Below are 26994 nucleotides of genomic sequence, written 5' to 3' on the forward strand. Positions count from 1 at the left end.
ATCTGTATTAATACTGTATTACAAATTTTTCGGCATTTTTCAACCTGTTATAAAACAAAAATATAAAAATAGTGACTTTGTTCTACTCTTTTATTAGTCATTTGGACATCATAAAATATTGTATTTGGGAGGGGATTGTTCAAAGAAATTTACTCTCTAAGTAACCTAACAATTACAACGTTAGCCAGAAGGATATTACCCATGCTATATATACTTCATATAGTAACATCATCCACTCGTTTTAAGTTTCATTGAATGACTTATTAGACCAGTTACCTCGCAAACAGAATCCTATGATTAATCTCAGTTGTTAATTGAAGAAAATGAGCTGATATTGACTCTCTACTATTGTCTTCTCTATAAATCAAGTTAGACTACCTTATTTTTCATCTGAAAAGATGATATTTAAAGCTTAATGACAGTAGATTGATAAGTTATGATAAACAGAAATAGCTACTATCTTATCATTATCATCTTTATTATTCAATTTTTCCTTTTCTAACCTTTTATGCTAATAAAAGAAAGTAAATCTCTTAAGTGTTTCATTTTACTTTTTGCCGAAAGAGTGATATCATTTAATTATAATCATTATAAAAAAGGAGCGATTAGGAATGACTTTTGATATGACAGATCGTGGCAAACAGCCAGTTGTTGAGAATATCGAGGAATGGACAAGCGCAAATGAGAATTACCGTACAACTGTATGGACTGGTAGCAAAATGCAAATGACTTTAATGACTATCCAGCCAGGTGATGATATTGGATTAGAAGTTCATGAAGGCATTGATCAATTCTTACGTATTGAAGAAGGAACAGGACTATGCCAAATGGGTCCGTCAGAAGACAATTTGGACTTTGAAAAAGAAGTTGGACCTGATTTCGCTATTTTAGTACCGGCAGATATGTGGCATAATGTCACTAACACTGGTGATAAACCACTAAAATTATATACTTTATACGCTGGACCTGATCACGTTCCAGGAACTGTGCATCCAACACATGAAGATGCAGAAAACGATCCAAATGAGCATTAATTAAATGAGGAATTGGTAGCTGAAAGGCTACCAATTTTTTATTAACGGGCAAAAACTTTTAACTTCTGTTCAGGCATATCTATTTAATTCAAAGCGCAGTGGTTGAGTGGCATCAAACTGCGCCTTAAGGACTTGTTTGAGACCTACTCAACTTTGCGGGGGTAGGCCGACGAAGCGAAAATTATTCAATTTTCTACTTCTGGTCTACTCCCAGATTTTTCGTTTTAAATAAAAATTTCCCCACTGGATGAATGTCATTCCTCCAGTGGGGGTTATTAAAAGGGAAGGCTAATTAATTTAATTTGAATCAATGAATCTTTGGTTATAATTTGAACCTAATGGTTTGAAGAAAGTATCACCAAATATTTTGTTAAATCGTTCATTAAAACTTTGATGCATTTCATTAAATTGATTCATCATTTCATTGTATTGCGCTTCATTTTCTTCTGTAACATCGACCCATCCTGTGTCTTGACCGTTAATATTCATTCTCATTTTACGAATGGATTGTGTCTTAGTCACAGGCTCAGAACTAACTGTTGTTAGTTCTTGGTCATAGCGATTGACTTGATAATCCGTTATATCGGATTCTTTTAAGTCTTCTAAATCAACTTGTAATTGTGCGCCATGTTCTTTTAAAAAGGCTAATTTGTCTTGGTCAGAAAGATTTGCATATTTTACAAAATCTTCATGATCGAGGTATGCTATTAATTCACCTTTACCAAACTTAGCACTATCGACTTGAGCAGATACTTTGTAGCGGTCTAGCATGATAACATTTCCCCTTTCATTTTATTCCTTACTTCCTCTACATTTATATTATAATACATTGGTCAAATATAGTCAAGGTTAGTCAAGGTGATAATTCACTTTTCACAAATTATAAAATTAACAAGATTGAACAGGAGGCGTTTGTTAAACTTTGTCTGATAAATGGATATCATTATCAAATAATTGATAAATCAAACTAATATCTGAATTAGTCAAGATTCCAACGATATCGTCAGGTGTATCCATTTCAAGATTTTGCTTTTCACACACTAAAATAACCGTGGATTGCGATTTCTCAAATAGCTCAATTAATTGAAATAGATTATTTTCTTTATGAATTTTAGTGACACGATGATTCTTTTCTTCTAATTTTAACACTTCCTCAATCGTAATTGTCGATAAATCCCTACTCAACATTTGTTCATCCGATACCCTATCAGCTAACCAATTGGTAATACCATTTTCTGAAATTAAACCAACATATTGGTGATCATCAAACACCGGAAATTGAGAATAATGTTTTTCTTTAATGACTGAAAGCACTGCTTGTAAAGATTCACCCACCTTAAAAGTGACGATTGTTTCAGCTTTTTGGGATTTTAGGTATTCCATAATCGAAACTGGCGATTTATACTGTGTAATAATCCGCTTCAATGTCTCAATTAAATAGGTTGAAGGTTCAGCTATTTCTGGAATTTCGGTTGTGGTTTGATGCGTCAGTAAATTACGTAGTTGTCTGGCTGCATACAATAAATCCCAATGAACACTGACTGGATTGACTCTAGACTGTGCTTTCGCTTGTTCAAGTAAAATAAACATTGTCTCTTTGGAATTTAATACTTTTTGTAAAGTAATCTCCAATTCATTAAATAATGCTAAAAATTCAGTTTTCGACATTGGGCGCCTCCTAAAATTGAATATCTTACTTCTATTATAATGATTAAGTCATAAAATTCATATTTTAACTCGAAAACAGCTTTTAAACCCTAATAAAAAAAGAGCAAAGAATAAAGAATCTCGCGACTCTCAATTCTTTGCTGACAAAAAATGAAATACTAAACGATTTCGTTATCCGTTTTTCACTCCGGTGGAAGCCACTCGAACTTCATTCCCAACAGTGTTTTCTTAATTTTCTTCCTCACTCGCATCGTTTGGAAGATAAAAATCTTCTACCAATACGAGTATGGCGCCTTTTAATACTAATTCTTTATAATTTTCGAACTCTTCAGAATGCTCTTCATCCACTTGCAACTCTGGACTAAAGAAACTCACAACAGCATCCCACCAAGAACTATCCTCATCCAAAATATCTGCTTCATGAATCATGGCTCCTGATCGAGAGACGTCTTCTTTAACATATTGACTATTGATAACAATGGTAATATCTCCTTGATATACACCACTCTTAATTAACTCTTCTACTGCTATTTCCGCTTCTTCAAAAGTATTAAATGAATCATAAATAAACTTTGCCATAATCACTGTACCCCTTTTTAGTATTAATGGTAATATTTAAATCTTGATATTATTTTAATAAACTCTCTAAATCAATTATTTAGTTAGCTATCACGCACGTCTTATATCTTATAGTTGATAACTTCATTTTACCACTTAAATGATTTTTTAAGAAATATAATATACTGTAAATCGCTTTAATAAGCCTTTTAAGCTTAATCACAATTATCGTTCGATTCTTCAGTGAGCTAATCGCAATTGAGACAATCTGTTATATCCCCTTGAGTCTTGACGGTGATTGCGGTTCGGATTTTTATGATTATATCAGTCAAAAAAATTCAAAATTTCAAACTGTAACTAATAAGCGCTATAGAAGAAATAATTTTTACTATCCCACTAGAAGCTCTGCCTCTTATGTAAAAACTTCAGCAATCTAATAAAATAATCAGCCCATCGAGTAGACTTCGGTTTCTACTTGATAGGCTGTTTTTATAGGAGTTGATTAAATTCAAAGTTTTCGTTGATTGCCTTTCATCACACTTTACTAATCCGGTTCAAAGTTGCAGAAATGGCCTCCACTTCAAACATTGCCTTTGAGTGTATTGCACTCTGCACGCTATGTTCTCCAGTGTTCCATTTCTAAAAGCAACTTTTCGCACTTTATAATCCGGTTCAAAGTTGCAGAAATGGCCTCCACTTCAAACATTGCCTTTGAGTGTATTGCACTCTGCACGCTATGTTCTCCAGTGTTCCATTTCTAAAAGCAACTTTTCGCACTTTATAATCCGGTTCAAAGTTGCAGAAATGGCCTCCACTTCGAAAAGTTCCTTTGTGCGCAAGTCGCACATTAGGCTCTTTTCTCCAGTGATTCTTTTCAAAGCGCTATTTGTCGCACTTTGTATAGTAATAAGCATATGCTCCTAATAAATTAGCATCATTTGAAAAGGCACATCTTTCGATTTTTAACGGTTTTATCATTTCACCAATGATTTCCATTTCATCTAAAATATTATGATATTGCGTTAAAATCTCATCAATTAAGATATCTTGAGCACTCACACCACCACCTATGACCAGCTTTTCATTGTCATAGACAGCCTGAAGATTCAAAATGAGTGCAGCGACTTTACGGCAGTATTTTCTAAAAATTTCAAGTAATACAGTATTTTCACCCTTAGCAATTTCTTCAAATACTTTCTGACCATCATCTAAATCCTCTAAGCCTAAAATTGTTGCACAAGATTGAACAAAATTTACTGCTGATAATTCTGCTCCTACTGTATTTTTTAATAAAGGTTTTGCAAATTCATCTTTAATCATAAAGCTAAATTCTCCGGCCTGACTATTATGTCCCATAAAAAGTTGATTATTTATAATGAGACCACCACCTACCCCGCTACCCAAAATCATCGCAATACCATTTGATATTCCCTTTAAATTGCCCATCGCATGCTCTGCTAATGCGGCTGCTTTACCGTCGTTTATAACCGTACAAGGGATAGCCAATTTTTCTGAAACAATTTGAGCTAATGGCGTTTCGTGCATGAAGGTTAACATGCCACCATAGTAAATGACACCGTCCGTTGTCACTTTTCCCGGACAGCAAATTGAAACGCCATCAAGATTCTCTTGTTCTGATGTTATTCCTATAATTGCGTTAATTAAACTTTCTTTGTCTCGAGGTGTTTTAATTTTTCTACGTTGACTTAATTCAAACTTTTCATTGACAAGGGCGTGTTTAATATATGTCCCTCCAATATCAATGGTTAGAAAATTTTGAGCCATTCTCTTCAACACCCTTCATTATAGATGACTAAGTCGTTCTTCTACTACTAGTAAGCGGTCATAAACATCAATGAATTCTTCGGCTATTGTTTTAAAACCTTCTGCACTCATCAATTGGTCTTCTGCATGCATCAAAAGTAAACCTGAAGCTTCAAATTCGCCAGCTGCTTCTTTTTGAATCATTTCTGAATGAGCTTTATGCCCTTCAATAAACATCGCTTCACCTTCAGCAACTAATCCTTTAGCTTCTTCTAGATTCCCTTTTTTGGCTTCTTGAATTGCTTCAATATAACAACTTCTTGCTCCACCTACGGATGCAATAATTCGAAAACTATATAATTCATTTCCTTCCATCTTAAACACCTAAAGACTTCATAACATTTTCAATCACTGCTTTTCCGTCCATTCTGCCATAAGAAGTAATGTCGATGGTTTCAACTGGACAATCTAACTGGCTCTTAATTTTATTCATTTGGAAACGTACTTGGGGCCCTAACAATACAATATCAGCACCATCTGTATGATCCTTAAATCCCGATACTGAATGGGCTTCAATCGTACAATCAAAATTGAGGTCTTTTGCTGCTTGTTCCATTTTTGATACTAATAAACTAGTTGACATTCCTGATGCACATAATAATACAATTTTTTTCATCACGATTCCTCCAAACTATTTCAATTCATTAACACTTACTACTTCGATATTATTTTTTTCTATCCAATTCTTTAACCAGGAACTACATAAAAACTCTGTTTCCATCGGTCTGATTAACGTATAAGAAGATTGTTCTATCAATGGTTGATCAATATAACCTGGATGAAATATTGCCAAAGAATATTCTTTTTGCTTAATAATTTCAAGATGCTCATTAAAGTAATTTTTAGGTTTATATAATCCTTTTGCATTAAATGTTCGCATCCCTAAACTATAAACCCCATTCAATAGTTGTCCTTCTGATTCTAAAGCTGGGATGCCTAATAGTATTTTGCGACGCATCGCTACATGTTCTACCGTAAGATACAATGTCTTGGACATTACTGCATGAACATCGATATAATCTGGGAATTTGCCAGTTATTTCAATAAAACGATCAACCTGAGCTTCCACTTCTAACATACACTCTTCGAGGTTTACCGTGTCTTTATTTCTTTTGTTTATTTTTTTACTGCGATAAAATTGTTGGGTTTTCGGATCAATTAAACTGGGAATTTTATCAATTGGAGTAATAGAATCACCTAAACAAATATTGACATGGAGTCCGATACAATTACAATCGTTCTTTATCAATTGAAAACCATGTTCTGCATCAGGCATATTCACCATTAACCCCACAGCTGAAATTAAACCTTCTTTTACGCTTCTTTCAATTCCGTAATTTACTCCCTGGGATAATCCTAAATCATCCGCTCTTAAGATTAACTTAGCCATCCTATCTCCCCCTAGGCTTTTTTCTCTTTCATAACTGAACGATATTCGGTTGGCGTCATTTCAAATACCTTTTTGAAATTATTTATTAAAGAATGTTCCGATGAAAAGCCACTATCAATCGCAATTTCTAATAACGTTTTATCAGAATTCAATAGCAAAAATTTGACTTTCTCTAAGCGAAAACCTGTCAAATAGGTATGAAAGTTGATTCCCGTTCGCTTTTTAAATAAGGCGGAAAGATATTGCGCTGTATATCCAAATTTTTCAGATAAATGTCCTAAGGTAATATTCTCGCGATAATATTCTCCAATATAAAAAATTATCTTAGAGAATTCATCTATAAGGTCCTCCGTTTGGTTATTGGTTTCCAACTGAGTAAGTTCTAATTCTTCAATACTATTAGCTAAAATCTCTAAAATCGAGCTTTTCAATCGTATGGTCGATACCGCATCATTTGAGTTGAGTAACTGATTCACACGTTCAATTAACATGATAAAGTTAGCGGTTTTTTGAATTTTAATTGTTTGATCAACAAATAATGAAGGATTTAAATATTGGATGATTAGACCAAAATTGACATGTAAACATATAAAGCTAAACTTACCAGGAGATCCTACAATTTTATGTAGAGTTTGCACGCCAATCAGTGCTACCTCGCCAGCATTTACTTGCATCGTACCCGAAGGATATTCTAATTGCATCCCGCCTTCGATAACATAAATTAACTCTAACCATTCGTGCCAATGAGCATCAATAATTGATTCTTTTATATTTTCACCTTTGCCTTCTGTTAGTAAACAAAAGTTGTTCACATCATTTTTACGAAAAACTTCATTGGTCAATTTTTCATATTCAGAATCATACAACATTCTCATTGGCATCTCACCTCTTACTTTTTATTATAACACTTCACCATTTGATTCGATGACTTTTCGATACCAATCAAATGAATCTTTTTTACGTCGTTTTAAGGTTCCTTTTCCTTCGTCATCAAGGTCAACATGAATAAACCCATAACGTTTTTTCATTTCTCCGGTACCAGCTGAAATAAGGTCGATGCATCCCCAAGGTGTATAGCCCCATAATTCAACCCCATCGATTTCGACGGCTTTTTTCATCTCAATGATATGTTTTCTTAAATAATCAATTCGGTAATCATCATGGATACTGCCATCTTCTTCTACCTTATCTATTGCTCCTAATCCATTTTCTACAATCATCAATGGTAATTGATATTTATCATATAAACGATTTAATACCAATCTTAAACCATCCGGATCAATTGGCCAACCCCATTCTGACTCCTCTAAATAAGGATTCTTAGCTGCGCCTAATTGGTTACCACCACTTTTTTCTTGATCTTTTTTAGTACTAATAACAGCTGAGTTATAATAGCTGAAGCCAATATAATCGACAGTTCCCGCTTTTAAGATTTTTGCATCATCTGGTTCTTGTTTTAACTCAATTCCCTCGCGTTCAAATTCTTTTAATTTGTAACGTGGATAAATACCGCGACATTGAACATCATAGTAGAAATCTTTAAAATTACGTTCAATTTCCATTACTTGGATATTATCTTTGGGATTACATGTTTCTGGATAGAAAAGAATATTAGCAATCATTAAACCAATTTTGAAGTCGGGATTTATTTCATGTCCTTTAATAACACCTTTGGCGCTACCTAATAATAAATGATAAATTGCCTGATTTTGTTTTTGTTTATCCTTACTTGCATTTTTAATCCCTAAGGTCGTATAGTCTCTTAAAAAATTGATTTCGTTAAAGGTCATCCAATATTTTACTTTATTTTTATAGCGTGTAAAGACCGTTTCACAATACTTTTCAAAGAAACCAATCGTACGACGATCATACCAACCTTCATATTTCTCTGCTAAATGGTTTGGTAAGTCAAAATGATTTAAGGTTACAATCGGTTCAATGCCATATTCATTACATAAGTCGAAAACTTTATCATAAAATACTAATCCTTCTTCATTCGGTTCTTCATCGTCCCCATTTGGGAAAATTCGTGACCAAGCTAGCGACATTCTAAATCCTTTAAAGCCCATTTCTGCGAATAACTTAATATCCTCTTCATAATGATTGTAAAAGTCGGTCGCAACATGACTTGGGTAATACAATGATTCATCAATTACGACTTTTGCATCGGTTGGTATATCTTCAAATCTATTTAATGTTTTACGTTCACCACTCTCAAATTCTACTACAATTTTACGAGGTTCTTTCATGCTACCAGCTGTAATAAAATCTGAAGTTGCTAAACCTTTACCTCCACTTAAATAGCCACCTTCATATTGGTTTGCTGCAGTTGCGCCACCCCATAAAAAATCTTTTGGAAATGCCATTTTATTCCTCCTAAAATTTTATTTTTTATTTTTAAACGCTACGTTTCGTTCTCTTATAATAATCTGTTCGTGGTATCCAATCTAAGAACGCTTCTATTTGTTGATCCCAGAATCGCCATTCATGTTGGAATTCAGGCACACTTAACCAAGTATGCTCATAGCCTTTTTCAATCAAGCGTTCTACGAAAGCTGTGTTTTGTTCGTATAAAAAGTCATTTTCACCACACGCAATATAAATCGGTGGGGCCGTCTTGGTTTTGTCAATGACATCAAATAAACTAATCGCTGTACTTTCCATTTCAATCGCTGGTGAGAACGCACCGATTGCTTGATATTGATCTGAAGTTGTTAACCCATGATATAACGCTCCATAGCCCCCCATTGACAACCCGGCGATATACGTATCTTCTTTACGATTTGAAATTGGGAAGGTATTGGTAATAAATTCTGGTAACTCTTTTTGAATAAAGGTTTCAAAATCATCTTCCGGATTAGATAAGTAACGTTTATTTTCACCCGAAATCATTACTACCGCAATTTTACGCTCTTCAGCATATAATTCAACACCGGTGTATCCGGACCATTGAGCATGATTATTACCATATCCATGTAGTAAATAAAGTACTGGTAATTTTTCAGGGTATTCATGGTGTATCTTCCCTTTTTCAAATAAACTTTCTGGAATCGTTACTGTTGGTAGAATTATTGTGATATCAACGGTTCGTTGTAAAGTATATGAAATCACATTACATTGTATTTTTGCCATAATCTGCCTCCTAAATATTAAATAGAAGCATTGTCAACTGTCTTATCATGATTGCTCAAGCAGACAACAAGACAATACTTCTGTTACTAATTATGCTGTGACGTTCGATGCTGCTTGTTCTTCTGCTAATGCTTTACGGTCATCCATTAGGAAGAATGGTAGATACATAATAAAGTGAATCAATAAAGCAATGATCCACAAGATTAATAATGACATACCACCCGTAAAGAAGGTTGTAATAAACCCCGGTGTTACCCACGGCATTGAAATAGTTGGATTTAAGGCAATGGTTGGCATCACTTTTAAGTAAATTAAGGCCATAATACCTGAAACCATTGGTGAGAATACCATCGGAACAAAGTAAATTGGATTTAACATCAATGGGAAACCGAAAATAATCGGTTCGTTGATATTAAACATATTGGCTGGAATAACCAATTTACGCATTGCTTTATATTTTTCGGATTTTGCAAATAAAGTCGCGATACATAAACCTAAAGTGTTACCAGCGCCTCCAATTTGTAACGCTGCCCCTACAATTGAAATAGCATAGTATGGTAATGCTTCACCTTTTAAGAAGGCTTCTTGATTAGCAATCCCTGTCATCATTAAAATCGGAATGTATACCATTAAAATCGTATTTGGATGAATACCAAAGAACCAGAACAAGTTCATTAGAGTAAAGACAATAATCATTGCAATTGGAGTTGCACCAAATGCTGAAATAGGTTTAGCAATTAAGGTAGTTAAGAGATTGAATAAATCACCATAAGGTGTTAATAAACATAACCATTTCACCAAGAAAACTAACCCAAAAATAATCATGGCCACAAAAGTCGGTGCCAATGAACGGCTAACATTTGAAGGGACTGATTCGGGTAATTTTAAAGTTAAATTTTTGCGACTTAACTTAACATATAACCAAGGAATAAATAAACCGATGATAATAGCGACTAAGATTCCTTCGGAACCCATTTTTTCAGTTAATAAGGCACTTACAGCTCCTGCTTCAGTTTCAAAAGATTGAACCGGTTGTAGTGCAATGAATGATGCTAAAGCTAATAATGCTCCTGTCATTCCATGCTCACCCTCGTTCACTGTAAAGCGGTATCCGATAGCTCCAACAACATAGATAGCTAACAAAGATAAAGTCAATGTAATCATTTGATTCCCAACTTCTTGCAGGCCAGTTTGTTGTAAAAATGTAATCCATGCTGGAATCGGAAAGTTAGATAAAACGGCAATTAATGCAACCCCTAATGTGATCGGCATTGATAATAAGAAACCTTCAGTTAACGCAATAATAAATTTATTCTCACTAACGGCTGTTGCAACGGGACCGACAACTTTTTCTAATCCTTCTTGAAATTTATCAAAGAAACTCATCTGAGTAACCTCCATTAAAAAATTTAACTACAAACGTTTGTAATTTTTAAGCGCTTTCTTTAATGGTAGTTTATCATTTTCTTAAGCTTTTTAATGTAATAAAATTAAGATATGGATGTTGTTTTATTATGATGTATGCGTTTTTTTGTGTCGTTTTATTAATTTAATGTAAAATTATTAAGTTCGATGAGAAACAATCAGCCTATTACGTAGACTACGGTTTCTACTTGATAGGCTGTTATTTAGGAGTTGATTAAATTAGAGCCGAGGCCTACTCATTTTTTAAATCATCGATTGGTTGACTGAACCATCTTCCATTCAATACTGTCTCATTTAAAACTTTTTTGGTTTCTTCATCGACTGTTTCATCTGCTTGCATTTGTTTAATAATATCTTCAGGAGTCTCTTTGTCCTCTTTCATTTCAACAATAGCGTTATCTTTAGTAGCATCTAAACTTAGCACTAGACTGTCATCTTGGTTCCAATTTTGCCATTCAGGGAGTCCTTCCATATTGGGATCACCATTCGCAATAAATTGTTTTAGATAGCTTTTAAAAATAGTACTTAATTCCTTGGCACCTTGTGTTTCAAATTCATTTTCTATAAGGGCACTGTAATTAGATGGCTTTTGCAATAAAGGTTCAAAGACCCCATGAAATGCACCAAGTAATGATTCTGTCTTTGGTGTCACCTCAGCATTGTCTCCATAAGAAATTTCAGTAATAAAAATAGGCGATTCATATTTTCCAGCCATTACTCTTGCACTATCAATGGTATTGGATAAGCGGTAGAGAGCGCCACCGTAATTTCTTACATAGGCAAACTCATTTTTTAAATTTTCATCTGTAAATAAGCTACCGTCTTCCACATATTTCCCAAAATAAGGGTCAAATGCAGAGAATAATGAAAACTCATTGGTTCCTGTAACTAGCATTAACGGAACATCATTATATTGATCCGTTTCAAATCCTTCTTTTGGTATCACGACACCATCGGCATATAAATGAGGAAAAACTGACATACGGATACCGGCATTTCCCATCAAACCAGCAAGGCGCTCTGCGGATAATGAATATAAGTATTCCGTCACTTCTGGATTATCTTGTAACAACCATTCTTTTGCTTCGTCTTCCGTTGCTTTTACACCGTCTTCTACTACTAAAGCGGCGATGGCAGTGGCAAAGATTTCCTGAGCTTCAGCTTCATCTGCTAAAGTCATACCACCACTATACGAAATAGCTCTATCAAATTTTCCTTCAAATAATGGCGAGATTAATGTTGCCATTACATCACGCCCCCGGCAGAAAATCCGACTAAGGTAATGTTATCTTTATTGCCACCAAATGCATCAATGTTTTCTGCAACCCAATCTAAAGCGGCTGCAATGTCTAATAAGGTAAAGTTTCCTGAATTTTCTTCTTCAGTACCATGTTTTAAAGCATCAAGTGGATTGAAACCCAATGCTCCTAAACGATAATTGACTGAGACATAAACAGCGTTCAGATCATTTACTATCGTATTGCCTTTAATTTCTTGAGCATGCCCTGTTTGATTATTACCACCATGTAGAAATACATATACCGGTAAATTATTTTCTTCTGTATTGGGGCGAACTACATCTAAATTTAAAGAAGATTCTGAACCAACTAAACCTTCTTGGGATAATTGTACAAAGGGTTCACCCGCTTTAGTGGCTTCAAATAATTCTTCGAATTTTTCTACTGGTTGTGGAGCTTTCCATCTTAAATCGCCTTCTGGCGCTTGAGCATATGGTACACCTAACCATTCTAAAACATTATTTTCATTATCCAAATTCCCTTTAATTTGGCCACTGGCGACTTCTCTGATTAATAATTCATCATTATTATCTTGAGCATAAATGAAAATACTATTCATACTCAAAAAAATAACAGTCGTTAATATAGTTAATAGTCTTAATACATCTTTTTTCATCAGATACTCCTTATTTTTTGTATACGTTCTCAATTTTTGTTTTAAAAATGGGAGTGGGCAAGAAGTAGAAAATCAGTTGATATTCACTTCGTCTGCCCACCCCCGCACAGTTGAGTAGGTATCAAACTAGTCATTCAGACGCAGTTTGATACCACTCAACCACTGCGCTTTGAATTAAATAGATATGCCTGAACAGAATTAAAAAAGTTTTTGCCCCGCCTCATTTGATCCATTGTATGCAATAGGACACCGTTTTTAATCCGGTTCAAAGTTGCAGAAATGGCCTCCACTTCAAACATTGCCTTTGAGTGTATTGCACTCTGCTGGCTATGTTCTCCAGTGTTCCATTTCTAAACGCAACTTTTCGCACTTTATAATCCGGTTCTGAAAGGCAGAAAGAACCTCCACTTCGAAAAGTTCCTTTGTGCGCAAGTCGCACAGCAGGCTCTTTTCTCCAGTGATTTCTTTCTGAACGCCTTTCATCACACTTTATTCGATACTTGCGCCGTTGGTTGCGATAACTTCTTTATACCAGTCAAATGATTTTTTCTTGGTACGTTTTAGGGTTCCGTTACCTTGGTTATCACGGTCTACATAGATAAAGCCATATCGTTTTTTCATTTCACCGGTTCCAGCTGAAACTAAATCGATACATCCCCATGTGGTGTAACCTAATAATGGGACTCCGTCTTCATTAATCGCATCACGCATTGCTTTGATATGTGCTTTTAAGTATTCAATACGGTAGTCATCTTCTACATAACCATTTTCATCTGGTGTGTCAACCGCACCTAATCCATTTTCGACGATAAACAATGGTTTTTGATAACGATCCCAGATAGCGTTCATCGTAATACGTAAACCTAATGGGTCAATTTGCCAGCCCCATTCAGATGCATCTAAATAAGGGTTCTTAAGTGACTCAAAAATGTTTCCAGCTGTTTTTTCTTTAACTGCTGGGTCCCCTGAAGCTACACGACTTGAATAATAAGAGAATGAAATAAAGTCAACGGTATGTTCTTTTAATAATGCTAAGTCTTCTTCCGTCATTTCAACCTTGATGTTTTCACGTTCAAATTTTTTCAATGCATAGTTTGGATATTCGCCACGTGCTTGGACATCGATAAAGAAGTAATTTTCACGGTCTTCTTTCATTGCTTCCCAATAATCTCTTGGATGAGCGGTATTAGGATAATATTGTCCAGCTGCTAACATACAGCCCACTTTATTTTCTGGATCAATTTCATGAGCGATTTGTGTTGCGCGTGCGCTAGCAACTAACTCATGATGAGCTGCTTGGTATTTAACTTGCTCTTTATCTTCACCTGGTTCAAAGTATAATCCAGCGCCCATGAATGGTGCATGTAAAATCATATTAATTTCATTAAAGGTTAACCAGTATTTTACTAATCCTTTATAACGAGTAAATAAAGTACGACACAAGCGTTCGTAGAAAGTTAACATTTTACGGTTACGCCATCCACCATATTTTTCAATTAAGTGCATTGGACAGTCAAAGTGAGTAATCGTAACTAATGGTTCAATACCATGTTTATGACACTCTTTGAATAAATCTTCATAGAATTGTAACCCTTTTTCATTTGGTTCTTCTTCATCACCATTTGGGAAAATACGAGTCCATGCAATAGATAAACGATAGGTTTTAAAACCCATTTCACCAAATAAAGCTATATCTTCTTTGAAGCGGTGATACATATCGATTGATTCTTTTGCTGGGTAGAAATACCCCTCTTCAAAATCAAACATTTTCTTTTCACCGGTAATAATTGGGAAACGATCTTCACCGATTGGTACGACGTCAACGTTTGCTAGTCCACGTCCGTCTACATTATAAGCACCTTCACATTGGTTAGCGGCTGTTGCGCCACCCCATAAAAATCCTTCTGGAAATGTTTTAATTTCTGACATTTTTCTCCTCCTCTGATATTCGATAAATCTTCTCTGCAATGGGGTCAATAATCTGAACGATATCAAATTGCCCATTGTCATAAGTGTATTCATAAATGCCACAATTTGGCATAATCGGCACTGGCTCTTTTAGTAAATCTAATAAGAGGTACAGCACCCACATGGCACCACCATGAGAAACCATTAAAATATTGTCACCTTCAACATTTTCTAATGCATTGGTGATGGTTTCCTTCATGCGCTTAGCTACTTCGTCTGCCGATTCACCGCCATACGCGACAAAATAATCACCATAGCTTTTAGCACCTGGTTGACGTTTGGGATTTAAGAATTCTGGTTGAGCTTCGAATTCACCAAAATTCCACTCTTTAAGGCCTTTTAAGCGTGTGTAAGTTTGCCCACTAGGTAAAATCAACTCTAAAGTATCACTAGCTCTTTCTTGTGTTGACGAAAAAGCAGCATCAAATTGAATCTGACGTTCTTCAAAATATTGTTTAGCAGCTAAAGCTTGTTGAATGCCTAATTCAGTTAAAGGCGAGTCACAAGCTCCTTGTATTCGTTTTTGTAAATTAAATAAAGTTTGACCATGGCGCATTAAAAATAATCTTTTCATCGGCCACCATCCTTTGCATTAAATTAAACCAAAATGTTTAAATGCGTTATAAATACCATCATCATCCACTGCATCGGTAATATAATCGGCCATTGCTTTAATTTCATCGCCACCAGAGTCCACAGCCACTCCGACTGCACAATACGCCAACATCGGAATATCTATTTTAGCATCACCGAAAGCAAAGGTATCTTCACGCTTCATATTTAAATGTTCCAATAATAAATCAATGGCTTTCGCTTTATCAATTTGCGCTACCCCAATATCGCCAAACAAAGCTTTTTCACCTGCTCCGCCCCAAGTACCTACTTTAAGATGACTAAATTTTTCTTTAGCATCTAAATAGTTTTGGTAAGAATCTAAGATAAATGACACTTTATTTAAATCATGACGATATAAATCAGCTCCATAAATCATATCGGGAAAAGCCGAATCAACGGTCGTTTGCTCAGCATTCTCTTGTCCTTTATAACGTGTGTACTCAATCATAACGGGAGTACCTCGCTCTACAAAGTTCTCTGAGGCATATAATCCTGAATTTGATTCTAGATAAAATTCTAATCCTTGTTCATGTAACCAATCAACAATCGCTTTCGCATCATCAAAATCGATAACTTGTTCAAAGAGAACTTGGTCACCCAATTCAATATAGGATCCATTGCCGCCAATGTAGCCATCAAACCCAATATCTAAAATTTCTTCATACATTTCCGCCTTAGAACGGCCGGTCACCGTAAAAACTAGGTGACCATTCGCTCTTGCTTGACGGATTGCTTCAATCGTTGAAGCGGGAATTTGGTTTGAATAATTGGTAATGGTCCCGTCTACATCCAGGAAGATTACTTTTTTATTCATATTATTGCTCCTCAAATAATTTTTCACCATTGGTAGCAATCACTTCTTTATACCAATCAAATGATTTTTTCTTATAACGTGCTAAAGTACCTGTTCCATCATCATGACGGTCTACATAAATAAAGCCGTAACGTTTACTCATTTCTGCAGTTGAAGCTGAAACTAAGTCAATACATCCCCAAGTCGTATACCCCATTACTTCAACACCATCTTTTACTGCTTCACCAACTTGTACTAAGTGTTTTTGTAAATAATCGATACGATAATCGTCTTCCACCGTTGGGCCATTCGGACCTTCTACTAACTCATCTTTTGCGCCTAATCCATTTTCAACAATAAATAATGGCAATTGATAACGATCGTAGAAATCATTTAACACTAAACGTAAACCTACTGGATCAATTTGCCATCCCCATTCAGAAGCTTCTAAATAAGGATTGGTAATACCCCCCATAATATTTCCTTTACCCGACGTATATTCTTCAGGATTATGTGCTTGAGCCACACTCATATAATAAGAGAATGAAATAAAATCAACAGTATGGTTTAATAATAATTCTTCATCTCCATCAGCAAATTGAATTTCGATATTATTTTCTTTGAAATAACGTTTGATATAATTTGGATATTTTCCACGTACGTGAATATCAGAGAATAAATAATTTTGATTTTCAAATTGACGAACAGCCAATTGATCTAATGGATGAGAAGTCATTGGGTAAGCTGGCATCGCTAATACCATACAACCCACTTTCATCTCGGGATTGATTTCATGAGCAATTTTAGTTGCTAAAGCAGACGCTACTAACTCATGATGAACCGCTTGATATAAATCTTGTTGAGATAATTCTTCAGGCGGCGTCACAATCCCCCGCTCATAAATGGTGCATGTAAGACTGAGTTCACTTCATTAAATGTTAACCAATATTTTACACGATGTTGGTAACGTTCAAACACTGTGCGAACATAGCGTTCATAAAATGAAATTAAATCACGATTAGCCCAACCATTATATTCACGTGCTAAATGTAAAGGTGTTTCATAATGTGATAACGTCACTAATGGTTCAATACCATATTTTTCTAATTCATCGAATACACGATCATAAAAGGCCAATCCCGCCTCATTTGGTTCTAATTCATCACCTTTAGGAAAAATACGGCTCCAAGCAATGGATAAACGGAAGACTTTAAAGCCCATTTCCGCAAATAAGGCAATATCCTCTTTGTAACGATGGTAGAAGTCAATTCCTTTTAACTTTAAGTTATCCTCTGTTGGTTCTTCCGTAATCGGACCAAACCCACCTTGTGGTGTGACATCTTGGACACTTAAGCCTTTTCCATCTTCATTATAAGCACCTTCAAATTGGTTAGCGGCCGTTGCGCCACCCCATAAAAATCCTTTTGGAAAAACTGTCATTACTTATACCCCTTTTCAATTTTTTTGTTTTCTAACAATATTGTAGCGAACTCCGCTTTGACTTTTCAATTAAAGTCTCCCTTCATTCGCTACATTTGCTACTATATTCAATTACTTAAGCGAATTAAACGAAGCGAATTAAACGATGGCATCGATTAAATAGTCGCCAGCCGTTACTTCAGCTTCTTGAGTTGAAATTACATCCGTATAGTTATTTGTATTGGTAATAATAACCGGTGTAATGATTGGTAAACCAGCTGCTTCAATGGTTGGAATATCAAAGTCAATTAATTTTTGACCTGCTTGAACACGGTCATTATTTTGTACATGTGCACGGAAACCTTTACCGTCTAATTGAACAGTATCCATTCCGACATGGATTAAGATTTCTGCTCCTGAATCTGAAGTAATCCCTACGGCATGTCCTGTTGGGAAAATAGTGGTCACAACCCCATTGACAGGTGACACCACTTCACCTTTATTAGGTAAAATCGCAATCCCTTTCCCCATTGCTTCACTGGCAAAAACTTGATCGGGTACATCTTTTAATGCAACTACTTGTCCTGACAATGGTGCGGCGATAATTTCTTGTTTTAATTGTGAAGCCGCAGGCGTCGCTGTTGCCTGAGATGTTTCAGTTGTTGTCGCTGCGGTAGTCGCTGCTTCCGCTTTATTGCCACCAAAGATTTCAGTTACTCCAAAGAAGTAAGTTAAAATAAATGATACGACAATCGCAATGGCGGTACCGATTAACATATGAATAACACCAGAGAAATCACCATTTTGTGGGTTTACATATGAAGGGTACGCAAAGATTCCTAAACCACCCATTTGATAGCCTGTTACACCCAAATGTCCCACATAAGCACCTTGAATCGCGCCGGCAATACAAGAAATAATAAATGGCGTACGCATTGGTAAAGTTAAACCATAAATTGCTGGTTCAGTCACACCAAATAATGAAGACACTAAGGCTGGGCCAGCTAATTGTTTAGCTTTTTCTTCTTTAGTTTTCATCATAATCGCGGCCAATGCACCTGTTTGGGTAAAGTTAGGCAATACGGCTGGCGAGAAGAAAGCGGTGAATCCTTGTACTGCAAGTTGATTAATTACCATTGGTACAATAGCCCAGTGCATACCGAACATTACCATTACTTGCCATGCACCACCCAATACAGCACCAAATAAAACTGGACTGAATCCATATAATGAATTAAACGATACTGACAATAAATCAGATAACATATTTGAAACGGGACCTACGACAATGAAAGTTAATGGAACAGAAACTAATAACGTTAATAATGGAACTCCGAATAATTTAATCACGGTTGGCATCCATGATTTTGCCCATTTTTCAACTTTAGACGCTACCCATATCGCTAAAATAATCGGAATAACCGTTTGATAATAGCTACCCGCTTGTGGTAATGCGAATGGAATACCTAAGAATTTGATTCCTTCAACAATTTGTTCACCAATTCCTGGATATAATAATGCTCCTGTTACACCTAAAGCGGTAAATTGATTCATTCTGAATTTACCAGCTGCTGTAATTGCTAAGGCAAATGGTAAGTATTGGAAAAAGGCATCTCCGGCTGCATTTAATAAGACATATAAACCAGATGCTGTGATATTTTCACCACCAACAGCAGCTAAAATCGCCACAATCCCTTTTAAAATACCGGCAGCTGCTAACGCGCCTAAGAATGGTTGGAATAAACCTGACATTAAGTCAACGAAACGATCAAATAAATTACCATTTGCGGCATCGTCACCTTCATCAATATCCACTGATCCTACACCGGCAACGCCTTGTTTTAACACCGCTTCATAAACATCTGGCACATGATTACCAATAACGACTTGGTATTGTCCACCGGCTTGAACAACCGTTACGACACCATCACGTTTTTTCAAGTATTCTGTATCTGCCTTACCTTCATCTTTCAATTGGAAACGTAATCTTGTGATACAATGTCTCACACTTTTAACGTTTTCCTTTCCCCCGACATGCTCCACGATGTCTTTGGCTAAATCTGTATAATCTGCCATTTTCCTTACCTCTTTCTATTTTATTATTTTTATAATTTTACTACCTAAGAATGAAAAAAACCTAGATAGATAATCTAAACCATTCTAGCATCTGAAAAAGTCGATAGTCCGGCCATCAACATTCTCCAAACAAGAATAACTTAGATTATCCACCTAGGTTTCGCCTGCATTACCAGTCACGATCCTATTCATGTGAATTCCTCTGTTGTTTTATTTGACTTTGAGTAATAGAACGTTGGATATGAATCGCTAAATATACTTGCTCATCTTGATTGATAGTAAATTGATGAACTCTTTCAGTATATTCTTTAATTTTCTCCGTACATTCAAACGCTTTAGGATAAGACGCTTTTACTTGTTCAAACAAGAAAGAATCGGCTTCTCCGTGATTGATATTTTTAACAATCCGTTGCGCGAAAAATTGTAAATGAGTGACAAATCTTGAATAAGTAATCGATTCTTCATCAAAATTAATCCCAAAATAATTGCGTACAATATTTAAAATATCCCGTACAATCTTCGTCATTTTAATGGTTTGTTCTAAGTGATCACCTTGCTTACTTGCATTCACTAAATGTAGTGCAATAGAAGTGGCTTCACTTTCATCAAATTGAAACCCAGCAATCTTCGCTATGACATCAAGCGCTTCTATACCGATAGCGTACTCTTCAGGATAGAAGTTTTTAACTTCCCATGAAAGCGGGTTTTCTAAACTAATCCCATCTTGTTGTCTTTCAATCGCAAAGTTAATATGATCCGCTAAAGCAATATAAACATTTGACTTTAAGGTAAGATCCAATTTCTTTTCTGCTATATCAACAATTTTTAATAAGGCATCAATCACTTCTGGTTTGGTACTTTCATACAAATCCGAGAAAATCGAAGCAGATTCTTCTTTTAATACGAAGGTCTTCTCTACAATATCTTCTGCGATATCATCTCCAAACTTTTTACCAAAAGCCAATCCCTTCCCCATCACAATGACTTCTTTATTAGATTCGTCCACCGTCAAAGCCACGTTATTATTGAAGACTTTAAGAATCTTCACCTTATCACCTCACCCTCTCAATGAAAAAAACCTATATAAATACAAATTGTCATTCAATCAATACTTAGCCCATAGCTATAAAAAACAACTTGTATGTATATAGGTTTTGCCTGCACGACCAGTAACAATCCTGATAAGCTTATATTATCAAAGGTCTATTCGTTTTGCAACCCCTTTTATAAAATTTCTTTGAAAGCACAAAAAATCGAAAATACGATTGAATTTCGCCTGGTCTTAGTTGAGCGCACAGTTGGGAGTGGAACAGAAGTAGAAAATTGAATGATTTTTGTATCGTCTCTTTCCCCCACAAGTGGGTTAGTCTAAAATTGTCACTCTCTTCGTCATCTAAATGTCATGTTCACCCCCACAAGTGAGTGAGTCACAAACCACCGTATTCCAATGTGACTCCAATATGCTAAAGGTAGGCATCTATAGTAGCATTCGATTCATTTAGTTTCACATATCATTTTACATCGTCTTGTTAGGTAGATATCGACGTCCGACCATCATTTAAGCTCTCGTTATCTAGGCGGAAGCTCATTTTATTCACTTCTAAGTGACTACCTTTCTATTGCATTCTGGTCACTTATGGTGCAAAATAGGAATCATACATAGGAGGTGACAAGATGAGTTATGCTAAAACACCCGCATATCAGAAAATCAGTCGAACAATGATTGACCGCATCGCTTCAGGCTATTATCAAGAAGGACAAAAGTTATCGATACGTACGGATATAACTAGCGAATTTAAGGTGTCTCCTGAGACTGCGCGTAAAGCCGTTAATTATCTCGTTAAATTAGGCATCATGCATTCTTACCATGGTTCCGGAACCGTCGTGGCGTCAAAAGATCGTGCAGTGCAATACATCAAAAATAATAAAGACGAAATCATCATTGATCAATTACATAATGAAATCTCTCAAAGTTTATCAGAACAACAACAAACCTGGAAGTTTTTCCAAGACAAAGTAACGCAACTGATTGACTATTCTTATAAAATGAAATTAAATAACCCCTTCAATCCATTTGAAATTTATTTAGACCATAATGCTAAATATCTAGGAAAATCCATCGAGAGTCTTAATCTATGGCCCAACACCCATGCTACCCTTGTGGCACTTGAACGAGAAAATGAATTGATTCTTTCTCCCAATCCAAAAAGTCAGTTAAAAGAAAAAGATATTTTATATTTTATTGGGAAACCGCAAACAATCGCATCAGTAAAAACTTTCTTCTATTAATAACATTGAAAACTAAAGTTCGTTTTCATGAAAACTAGTTTGAATCACTTGCAATAAGTGACTATTCTATGTATCATAGGATTGTCACTTATTTAGTTTTTAAGAAAAGGAGAAATGTTTTGACTAAAGTACAAATAAGAAATCTTACCAAAATTTTTGGTAAGAAAACCAAACAAGCACTTGATTTAGTAAAACAACAAGTGCCAAAACAAGAGATATTAAAAGAAACTGGCGCCACAGTTGGTGTCTATGATATTTCAATGGATATTAATGAAAATGAAATTTTTGTGATAATGGGACTATCTGGTTCTGGAAAATCCACTTTAATTCGTTTATTAAATCGTTTAATTGAACCAACTTCCGGAGAAATTTATATTGACGGAAAAGATATTAACAAATTAGACAAAGAGGAATTGCGTCAAGTTAGAAGGGAAAAGATCAATATGGTCTTTCAAAACTTCGCTCTTTTCCCACATCGTACCATTTTAGAAAATACAGAATATGGTATGGAAGTTCGTGGACTTGATCCAGAAGAACGGACAAAGCGCGCAGAACAAGCTTTAGAAAACTCGGGTTTACTTGCCTTTAAAGATCAATTCCCTGATCAACTTTCAGGAGGGATGCAACAGCGTGTCGGTTTAGCCCGTGCGTTGGCGAATGATCCTGAGATTTTATTAATGGACGAAGCTTTTTCTGCCTTAGATCCTTTAATTCGTCGCGAAATGCAAAACGAATTAGTAGAACTACAAGATAAAGTTCAAAAAACTATCATCTTTATTACCCATGATTTAAATGAAGCTTTAAGAATTGGTAATCGTATCGCAATTTTAAAAGATGGTCAGTTAATGCAAGTAGGAACCGGTGAAGAAATCTTAACCAATCCAGCTAATGATTATATTCGTGATTTTGTTGAAGAAGTCGACCGTTCAAAAGTATTTACTGCAGAAAACATCATGGAGCCTGCTATCTCGTCGAATATTGATTTAGATGGTCCTCATGTCGCCTTAACACGTATGCGTCAAGAAGGAAGTTCATTGGTAATGGCGATTAACTCCAAACGACACTTATTAGGTTATATCGATGCCGATGATTTATTAAGAGCAAGAAAAGAACATTTACCATTAAACGATGTGATCAATGAAAATGTAACTCGCGTTGAAAAAGGTACTTTGGTTAGTGATTTATTTGAATTAACCAATCTATCACCCGCTCCAATCGCTGTTATCGATGAAAACGATCGTCTGATAGGCGTTATCCGTCGTGGTCAAATTATTGATTCCTTAGCAAAATACACTGATGAATCAGATCATGATACCAATACAACGAATTCAGCTGAAACTGATGCTGTTAAAGAAGCAACCACGATTGATCCTGCCAATACTCACACAACAAGCAAGGAGGTGGCTAAATAATGAATTCAGTTCAAAATTTTCTAACTCAACCCATACCATTGTCTGATTGGGTCAATAGTGCAACTAATTGGATTACCAATACGTTTAGTGAACTATTTAATGTTTTACAATCAATTGGCGAAATCACGATGAATGGTATTACCGATTTATTGACGACTATTCCCGCTCTATTATTTATTATTTTAGCGACTATCGGAATGTATTTCTTATCTAAAAAAAGTAAAGGTATTTCTTTATTTACCTTTCTAGGCTTACTTTTCGTCTATAATCAAGGTTTATGGCCAATGTTAATGAGCACCTTAACCTTAGTACTCATTTCAAGTTTAGTGTCAATTATCATTGGGATTCCTTTAGGTATTTTAATGGCAAAAAATCAAGTAGCAGCTAAAATTATTGCACCGATTTTAGACTTTATGCAGACGATGCCTTCGTTTGTTTACTTAATTCCAGCGGTTGCCTTCTTTGGAATCGGAATGGTTCCAGGAGTATTCGCCTCGGTTATTTTTGCCTTACCACCTACTGTTCGCTTTACTAATTTAGGGATTCGTCAAGTACCAAAGGATTTAGTCGAAGCTTCGCAAGCGTTCGGTTCAACAGGTGTTCAGCGATTATTTAAATTAGATTTACCAATGGCTAAAGATACCATCTTTGCTGGTATTAACCAAACCACAATGCTCGCCTTATCAATGGTCGTGACCGCATCGATGATCGGAGCACCTGGTCTTGGTGAAGGTGTCTTAACAGCATTACAAAAAGCTAATATTGGTTCTGGTTTTGTCTATGGTGTTTCACTGGTTATCTTAGCGATTATCGTGGACCGCTTTACTCAACTATTAAATCGACCACGTGTTGCTAAAACCAAAGAAGAAAAGAAAAAGCACGCACGAAAACAATAGCTATTAGTTTTGCTGTTTTAGCATTAATCGCTGGTAGTACAGCTTATTCTTATTTTGCCAATGCCAATAAACAAACGGTTACCTTGGCTTCAACTCAATGGGATGCCGATTTAGCCACTTCAACCGTAGTTAAACAAATCCTTGAAGAAATGGGCTATGAAGTTGAAGTAAAACCATTAGACCCGGCTATTCTGTTCTCATCGGTTGCATCTGGTGAAACAGATGGTTCCTTAGTTCCATGGTTGCCTTATACCCATGCAGCTCTATATGAGGAGTATAAAGACCAAATCATTGATTTAGGTCCCAACACAACCGGCGCTAAATTAGGACTGGCTGTGCCAACCTATATGGAAGATATTAATTCCATCGCTGATTTAACGGATGAAGCCGGAAAAGTCATCACCGGAATCGAACCCGGAGCTGGTATTACGAAAGCAACGGATGAAACCATTAAGACTTATTCCAATTTAGATGGATGGACCCAAAAGACTTCTTCTACGGGAGCGATGACCACTCAATTAGATCAAGCCATTAAAAATAAACAAGAGATTATTATTACTGGCTGGACACCACATTGGATGTTCGAACGTTTCGATATTAAATATTTAGACGATCCTGAAGGCACAATGGGTGGCGAAGAACAAGTTGTCAGCTTTGCTCGTATCGGTTTAGAAGAAGATATGCCGGAAGTTTTTCATATTTTAGACCAATTCGAATGGGATATTGCTGATTTGGAAGCCATCATGAACGAAATGGAAAACGGTCAACCTGCTGAAACAGCAGCTTCAGAATGGATAGAAAACAATCGTGACACAGTAGATAATTGGATTGAAACAGCAAAACAATCATAAATATTAAAGTAAGAGAGACTAACCACCAAGCACTTGTTTGGGAGTTAGTCTCTTTTTGGTTTTGCTAATTATGTCTAATTTTATAATTAGCATTTTACTTTGATTAATATATATTTGAAAAAACACTTTTTCTGATGGACTCCGTTAGGGATATTCTGTATAAAATTCTCCTTCTCAATTCACTACAACCAAAATGCAATATAAACAGATTTCATCATCTTACAAAGAACGCAAAAAAACACCTCATCAATTTTCCGTAGAAAACGATGAGGTGTTTGATTATTTATTCAGTGATTATAATTTAACGATATTAGTCGCTTGTAAACCACGTTGACCTTTTTCAATGTCATAAGACACTTGTTGGCCTTCTTCTAATGATTTGAATCCAGAACCTTGAATTTGAGAGAAATGTGCAAAAACATCATTTCCATCTTGTCCTGTAATGAACCCAAAACCTTTATCTGCATTAAACCATTTAACTGTACCATTTTCCATGTGTAAATCCTCCTGTGTGCCTCTTAAGCACTTGATATTGCAATAACAAAAATAAATTTAAAGATATGATTTACAAATGAATGGAAAAAATATAATTAATTAATTTCTTTACTACATACTTAGTATAACACTTATTTTAAGTCTTGTATATAGTATTTGTAAAATGATTGAAAAAAGAACGCTTTATGTTGAAAGTTTCACTATATTTTCACCTAAAAAGCATAATATTAATGTAAATGCCATAAATAACACTGGGAAAAATTCAAAGATTTGAGGTGCACACATGTTCACCCCTCCTTCTCCACTCCGATGCAATGAAAATAACCAGTGTACAAAAGACCGTAAACACATAACCAACCATCCTTCCCCACTCTCTCAAGCCCTTCTATAAAAAATACTGCTCAACGATTTGATGATAGTCGTTAAGCAGCTTTCCATAAAGAAACTGAATTATTTTAATAAAGCATTGTCATAGATGGTATAATCACAACGGTAAATGAATAAGTATTTTCCGTCTACAATCAAGCCGGTTGATTTAGGGACATCGGTTTTAAAGTAAGAAACATTATTACCTGAATACACGGCTAATGGAGTCCCATTTTGACTACGGATTAATACCGTCTTTTTCTTACCAAAGAAAGATTGCCCTAATTGGTTTTGCATACGAGAAATAAATGGTAAATTTGAACGCGAATCATATAACTCTACCTTATTAGGAATTTCCATCGTTAAGTCCTCTAATCCTGTTTCGGCTGCGATTAAAGACGAGCCAACATGAGTCATCGTATGGCCACCAATTTGAATATTTAACACATGTGAATCGCTATTGGAATCACCTTCATGATTAGTCGAATCAAATTCTGTTTCGCGTTCAATCGATACCGATTTACCCGTGATAGAATCGATTACTTGGGCTGTATCATCATACGTTTGCACCGTCATTGTTAAGCCAATAAAATCTTGTTTGAAACCCGAGATAAATTCACTAATCGCCTGACAGCCTGATAATAATATCACCGAGACTAATAACACAGTAAATTTTTTTAAATAGGATTTTTTCATGATTCACGCTCCTGATTATTGTTCTTAAATCTATCATATCATGTTTTCAATTAAGAAAAAGGTACTTGAGACTGATTATTTCGATATTTATAATCAAGCTAACTTTCATTTATCGGATAAAAAATCGACCTCGTTCAAATAAAATTATAATAAGGAATCCCAATGCAAAAAAA

The 26994-nt window shown here is 35.5% G+C and carries 23 protein-coding genes and 2 pseudogenes; 4 read left to right on the forward strand and 21 right to left on the reverse strand.

The genetic code is table 11. The features are described 5' to 3' along the window. Nucleotides 1-611: 611 nt before the first annotated feature. A complete protein-coding gene (locus LB888_RS02575) occupies nt 612-1034 on the forward strand; it encodes a cupin domain-containing protein (protein ID WP_066126928.1) in 423 nt (140 codons plus the stop codon). A 297-nt stretch (nt 1035-1331) separates the two neighbouring features. Here the strand turns inward: LB888_RS02575 and LB888_RS02580 are convergent, their stop codons facing one another. From LB888_RS02580 to licT, 19 genes and pseudogenes are all read right to left on the reverse strand, one after another. After that, the gene (locus LB888_RS02580; RefSeq protein ID WP_318753503.1) at nt 1332-1805 is read right to left on the reverse strand and encodes a hypothetical protein; all 474 of its coding nucleotides are present in this window, start codon (nt 1803-1805) and stop codon (nt 1332-1334) included. 144 nt (nt 1806-1949) lie between these two features. Then, nucleotides 1950-2702: a CBS domain-containing protein gene (locus LB888_RS02585; protein ID WP_318753504.1), complete on the reverse strand. Its 753-nt coding sequence runs from the start codon at nt 2700-2702 to the stop codon at nt 1950-1952. Between the two features lie 228 nt (nt 2703-2930). After that, nucleotides 2931-3281, reverse strand: coding sequence for a general stress protein (locus LB888_RS02590; protein ID WP_318753505.1), 351 nt, complete (start codon nt 3279-3281; stop codon nt 2931-2933). 861 nt (nt 3282-4142) lie between these two features. After that, the gene (locus LB888_RS02595) at nt 4143-5045 is read right to left on the reverse strand and encodes an ROK family protein (protein WP_318753506.1); all 903 of its coding nucleotides are present in this window, start codon (nt 5043-5045) and stop codon (nt 4143-4145) included. An 18-nt stretch (nt 5046-5063) separates the two neighbouring features. After that, a complete protein-coding gene (locus LB888_RS02600) occupies nt 5064-5399 on the reverse strand; it encodes a PTS lactose/cellobiose transporter subunit IIA (protein WP_318753507.1) in 336 nt (111 codons plus the stop codon). Between the two features lies 1 nt (nt 5400). After that, a complete protein-coding gene (locus LB888_RS02605) occupies nt 5401-5700 on the reverse strand; it encodes a PTS sugar transporter subunit IIB (RefSeq protein ID WP_318753508.1) in 300 nt (99 codons plus the stop codon). A gap of 15 nt (nt 5701-5715) precedes the next feature. Continuing rightward, nucleotides 5716-6474: a ChbG/HpnK family deacetylase gene (locus LB888_RS02610; protein ID WP_318753509.1), complete on the reverse strand. Its 759-nt coding sequence runs from the start codon at nt 6472-6474 to the stop codon at nt 5716-5718. Nucleotides 6475-6485: 11 nt separating this feature from the next. Continuing rightward, nucleotides 6486-7349, reverse strand: coding sequence for an AraC family transcriptional regulator (locus LB888_RS02615; RefSeq protein ID WP_318753510.1), 864 nt, complete (start codon nt 7347-7349; stop codon nt 6486-6488). Nucleotides 7350-7373: 24 nt separating this feature from the next. After that, the gene (locus tag LB888_RS02620) at nt 7374-8840 is read right to left on the reverse strand and encodes a glycoside hydrolase family 1 protein (protein ID WP_318753511.1); all 1467 of its coding nucleotides are present in this window, start codon (nt 8838-8840) and stop codon (nt 7374-7376) included. A gap of 31 nt (nt 8841-8871) precedes the next feature. Next, nucleotides 8872-9606 (reverse strand): alpha/beta hydrolase family protein, encoded by a 735-nt coding sequence (locus LB888_RS02625; protein WP_318753512.1) that lies wholly within the window; start codon nt 9604-9606, stop codon nt 8872-8874. Nucleotides 9607-9696: 90 nt separating this feature from the next. Next, nucleotides 9697-10992 (reverse strand): PTS sugar transporter subunit IIC, encoded by a 1296-nt coding sequence (locus LB888_RS02630; RefSeq protein WP_318753513.1) that lies wholly within the window; start codon nt 10990-10992, stop codon nt 9697-9699. Nucleotides 10993-11263: 271 nt separating this feature from the next. Next, on the reverse strand, nt 11264-12277 hold the full coding sequence (locus LB888_RS02635) for a hypothetical protein (RefSeq protein WP_318753514.1): 1014 nt from the start codon (nt 12275-12277) through the stop codon (nt 11264-11266). Further along, a complete protein-coding gene (locus LB888_RS02640; protein ID WP_318753515.1) occupies nt 12277-12945 on the reverse strand; it encodes a carboxylesterase family protein in 669 nt (222 codons plus the stop codon). The genes LB888_RS02635 and LB888_RS02640 overlap by 1 nt, the downstream gene beginning before the upstream one ends. A 489-nt stretch (nt 12946-13434) precedes the next feature. Continuing rightward, nucleotides 13435-14874: a 6-phospho-beta-glucosidase gene (locus tag LB888_RS02645; protein ID WP_318753516.1), complete on the reverse strand. Its 1440-nt coding sequence runs from the start codon at nt 14872-14874 to the stop codon at nt 13435-13437. Then, on the reverse strand, nt 14861-15487 hold the full coding sequence (locus tag LB888_RS02650) for a histidine phosphatase family protein (protein WP_318753517.1): 627 nt from the start codon (nt 15485-15487) through the stop codon (nt 14861-14863). The genes LB888_RS02645 and LB888_RS02650 overlap by 14 nt, the downstream gene beginning before the upstream one ends. An 18-nt stretch (nt 15488-15505) precedes the next feature. Next, on the reverse strand, nt 15506-16342 hold the full coding sequence (locus LB888_RS02655; protein ID WP_318753518.1) for a Cof-type HAD-IIB family hydrolase: 837 nt from the start codon (nt 16340-16342) through the stop codon (nt 15506-15508). A gap of 1 nt (nt 16343) precedes the next feature. After that, nucleotides 16344-17761: pseudogene (locus tag LB888_RS02660) on the reverse strand (glycoside hydrolase family 1 protein). 138 nt (nt 17762-17899) lie between these two features. After that, the gene (locus LB888_RS02665; RefSeq protein ID WP_318753519.1) at nt 17900-19816 is read right to left on the reverse strand and encodes a beta-glucoside-specific PTS transporter subunit IIABC; all 1917 of its coding nucleotides are present in this window, start codon (nt 19814-19816) and stop codon (nt 17900-17902) included. Nucleotides 19817-20000: 184 nt separating this feature from the next. Next, nucleotides 20001-20864, reverse strand: a complete 864-nt coding sequence (gene licT, locus LB888_RS02670; protein WP_318753520.1) for a BglG family transcription antiterminator LicT — start codon at nt 20862-20864, stop codon at nt 20001-20003. Nucleotides 20865-21490: 626 nt separating this feature from the next. Between licT and LB888_RS02675 the strand changes: the two genes are divergently transcribed. From LB888_RS02675 to LB888_RS02685, 3 genes and pseudogenes are all read left to right on the forward strand, one after another. Continuing rightward, nucleotides 21491-22105: a TrkA C-terminal domain-containing protein gene (locus LB888_RS02675; RefSeq protein ID WP_276648159.1), complete on the forward strand. Its 615-nt coding sequence runs from the start codon at nt 21491-21493 to the stop codon at nt 22103-22105. A gap of 119 nt (nt 22106-22224) precedes the next feature. Next, nucleotides 22225-23517 carry a glycine betaine/L-proline ABC transporter ATP-binding protein gene (locus LB888_RS02680; RefSeq protein ID WP_318753521.1) on the forward strand — a complete coding sequence of 431 codons (1293 nt, stop codon included), beginning with the start codon at nt 22225-22227 and terminating at the stop codon, nt 23515-23517. Beyond that, nucleotides 23517-25264 (forward strand): annotated as a pseudogene (locus tag LB888_RS02685) (ABC transporter permease/substrate binding protein). The gene LB888_RS02680 and the pseudogene LB888_RS02685 overlap by 1 nt, the downstream one beginning before the upstream one ends. Nucleotides 25265-25558: 294 nt before the next feature. Here LB888_RS02685 and LB888_RS02690 read toward each other — a convergent pair. Next, nucleotides 25559-25759: a cold-shock protein gene (locus LB888_RS02690; RefSeq protein WP_071408769.1), complete on the reverse strand. Its 201-nt coding sequence runs from the start codon at nt 25757-25759 to the stop codon at nt 25559-25561. Between the two features lie 450 nt (nt 25760-26209). Further along, complete coding sequence (locus LB888_RS02695; protein WP_284629422.1) at nt 26210-26821, reverse strand: DUF5052 family protein; 612 nt, start codon at nt 26819-26821, stop codon at nt 26210-26212. Between the last annotated feature and the right edge of the window lie 173 nt (nt 26822-26994).

This window comes from Globicatella sp. PHS-GS-PNBC-21-1553 (assembly GCF_033564055.1).
GTDB lineage: Bacteria > Bacillota > Bacilli > Lactobacillales > Aerococcaceae > Globicatella > Globicatella sulfidifaciens.

Bases quoted from the DNA above. Each gene is read 5' to 3' on its own strand.
- LB888_RS02585 (WP_318753504.1), bottom strand. From the start codon at position 2,702: ATGTCGAAAACTGAATTTTTAGCATTATTTAATGAATTGGAGATTACT.
- LB888_RS02575 (WP_066126928.1), top strand. From the start codon at position 612: ATGACTTTTGATATGACAGATCGTGGCAAACAGCCAGTTGTTGAGAAT.
- LB888_RS02615 (WP_318753510.1), bottom strand. From the start codon at position 7,349: ATGAGAATGTTGTATGATTCTGAATATGAAAAATTGACCAATGAAGTT.
- LB888_RS02635 (WP_318753514.1), bottom strand. From the start codon at position 12,277: ATGGCAACATTAATCTCGCCATTATTTGAAGGAAAATTTGATAGAGCT.
- LB888_RS02665 (WP_318753519.1), bottom strand. From the start codon at position 19,816: ATGGCAGATTATACAGATTTAGCCAAAGACATCGTGGAGCATGTCGGG.
- LB888_RS02655 (WP_318753518.1), bottom strand. From the start codon at position 16,342: ATGAATAAAAAAGTAATCTTCCTGGATGTAGACGGGACCATTACCAAT.
- LB888_RS02625 (WP_318753512.1), bottom strand. From the start codon at position 9,606: ATGGCAAAAATACAATGTAATGTGATTTCATATACTTTACAACGAACC.
- LB888_RS02605 (WP_318753508.1), bottom strand. From the start codon at position 5,700: ATGAAAAAAATTGTATTATTATGTGCATCAGGAATGTCAACTAGTTTA.
- LB888_RS02645 (WP_318753516.1), bottom strand. From the start codon at position 14,874: ATGTCAGAAATTAAAACATTTCCAGAAGGATTTTTATGGGGTGGCGCA.
- LB888_RS02595 (WP_318753506.1), bottom strand. From the start codon at position 5,045: ATGGCTCAAAATTTTCTAACCATTGATATTGGAGGGACATATATTAAA.
- LB888_RS02590 (WP_318753505.1), bottom strand. From the start codon at position 3,281: ATGGCAAAGTTTATTTATGATTCATTTAATACTTTTGAAGAAGCGGAA.
- LB888_RS02695 (WP_284629422.1), bottom strand. From the start codon at position 26,821: ATGAAAAAATCCTATTTAAAAAAATTTACTGTGTTATTAGTCTCGGTG.
- LB888_RS02580 (WP_318753503.1), bottom strand. From the start codon at position 1,805: ATGCTAGACCGCTACAAAGTATCTGCTCAAGTCGATAGTGCTAAGTTT.
- LB888_RS02675 (WP_276648159.1), top strand. From the start codon at position 21,491: ATGAGTTATGCTAAAACACCCGCATATCAGAAAATCAGTCGAACAATG.
- LB888_RS02630 (WP_318753513.1), bottom strand. From the start codon at position 10,992: ATGAGTTTCTTTGATAAATTTCAAGAAGGATTAGAAAAAGTTGTCGGT.
- LB888_RS02640 (WP_318753515.1), bottom strand. From the start codon at position 12,945: ATGAAAAAAGATGTATTAAGACTATTAACTATATTAACGACTGTTATT.
- LB888_RS02600 (WP_318753507.1), bottom strand. From the start codon at position 5,399: ATGGAAGGAAATGAATTATATAGTTTTCGAATTATTGCATCCGTAGGT.
- LB888_RS02650 (WP_318753517.1), bottom strand. From the start codon at position 15,487: ATGAAAAGATTATTTTTAATGCGCCATGGTCAAACTTTATTTAATTTA.
- LB888_RS02690 (WP_071408769.1), bottom strand. From the start codon at position 25,759: ATGGAAAATGGTACAGTTAAATGGTTTAATGCAGATAAAGGTTTTGGG.
- LB888_RS02610 (WP_318753509.1), bottom strand. From the start codon at position 6,474: ATGGCTAAGTTAATCTTAAGAGCGGATGATTTAGGATTATCCCAGGGA.
- LB888_RS02620 (WP_318753511.1), bottom strand. From the start codon at position 8,840: ATGGCATTTCCAAAAGATTTTTTATGGGGTGGCGCAACTGCAGCAAAC.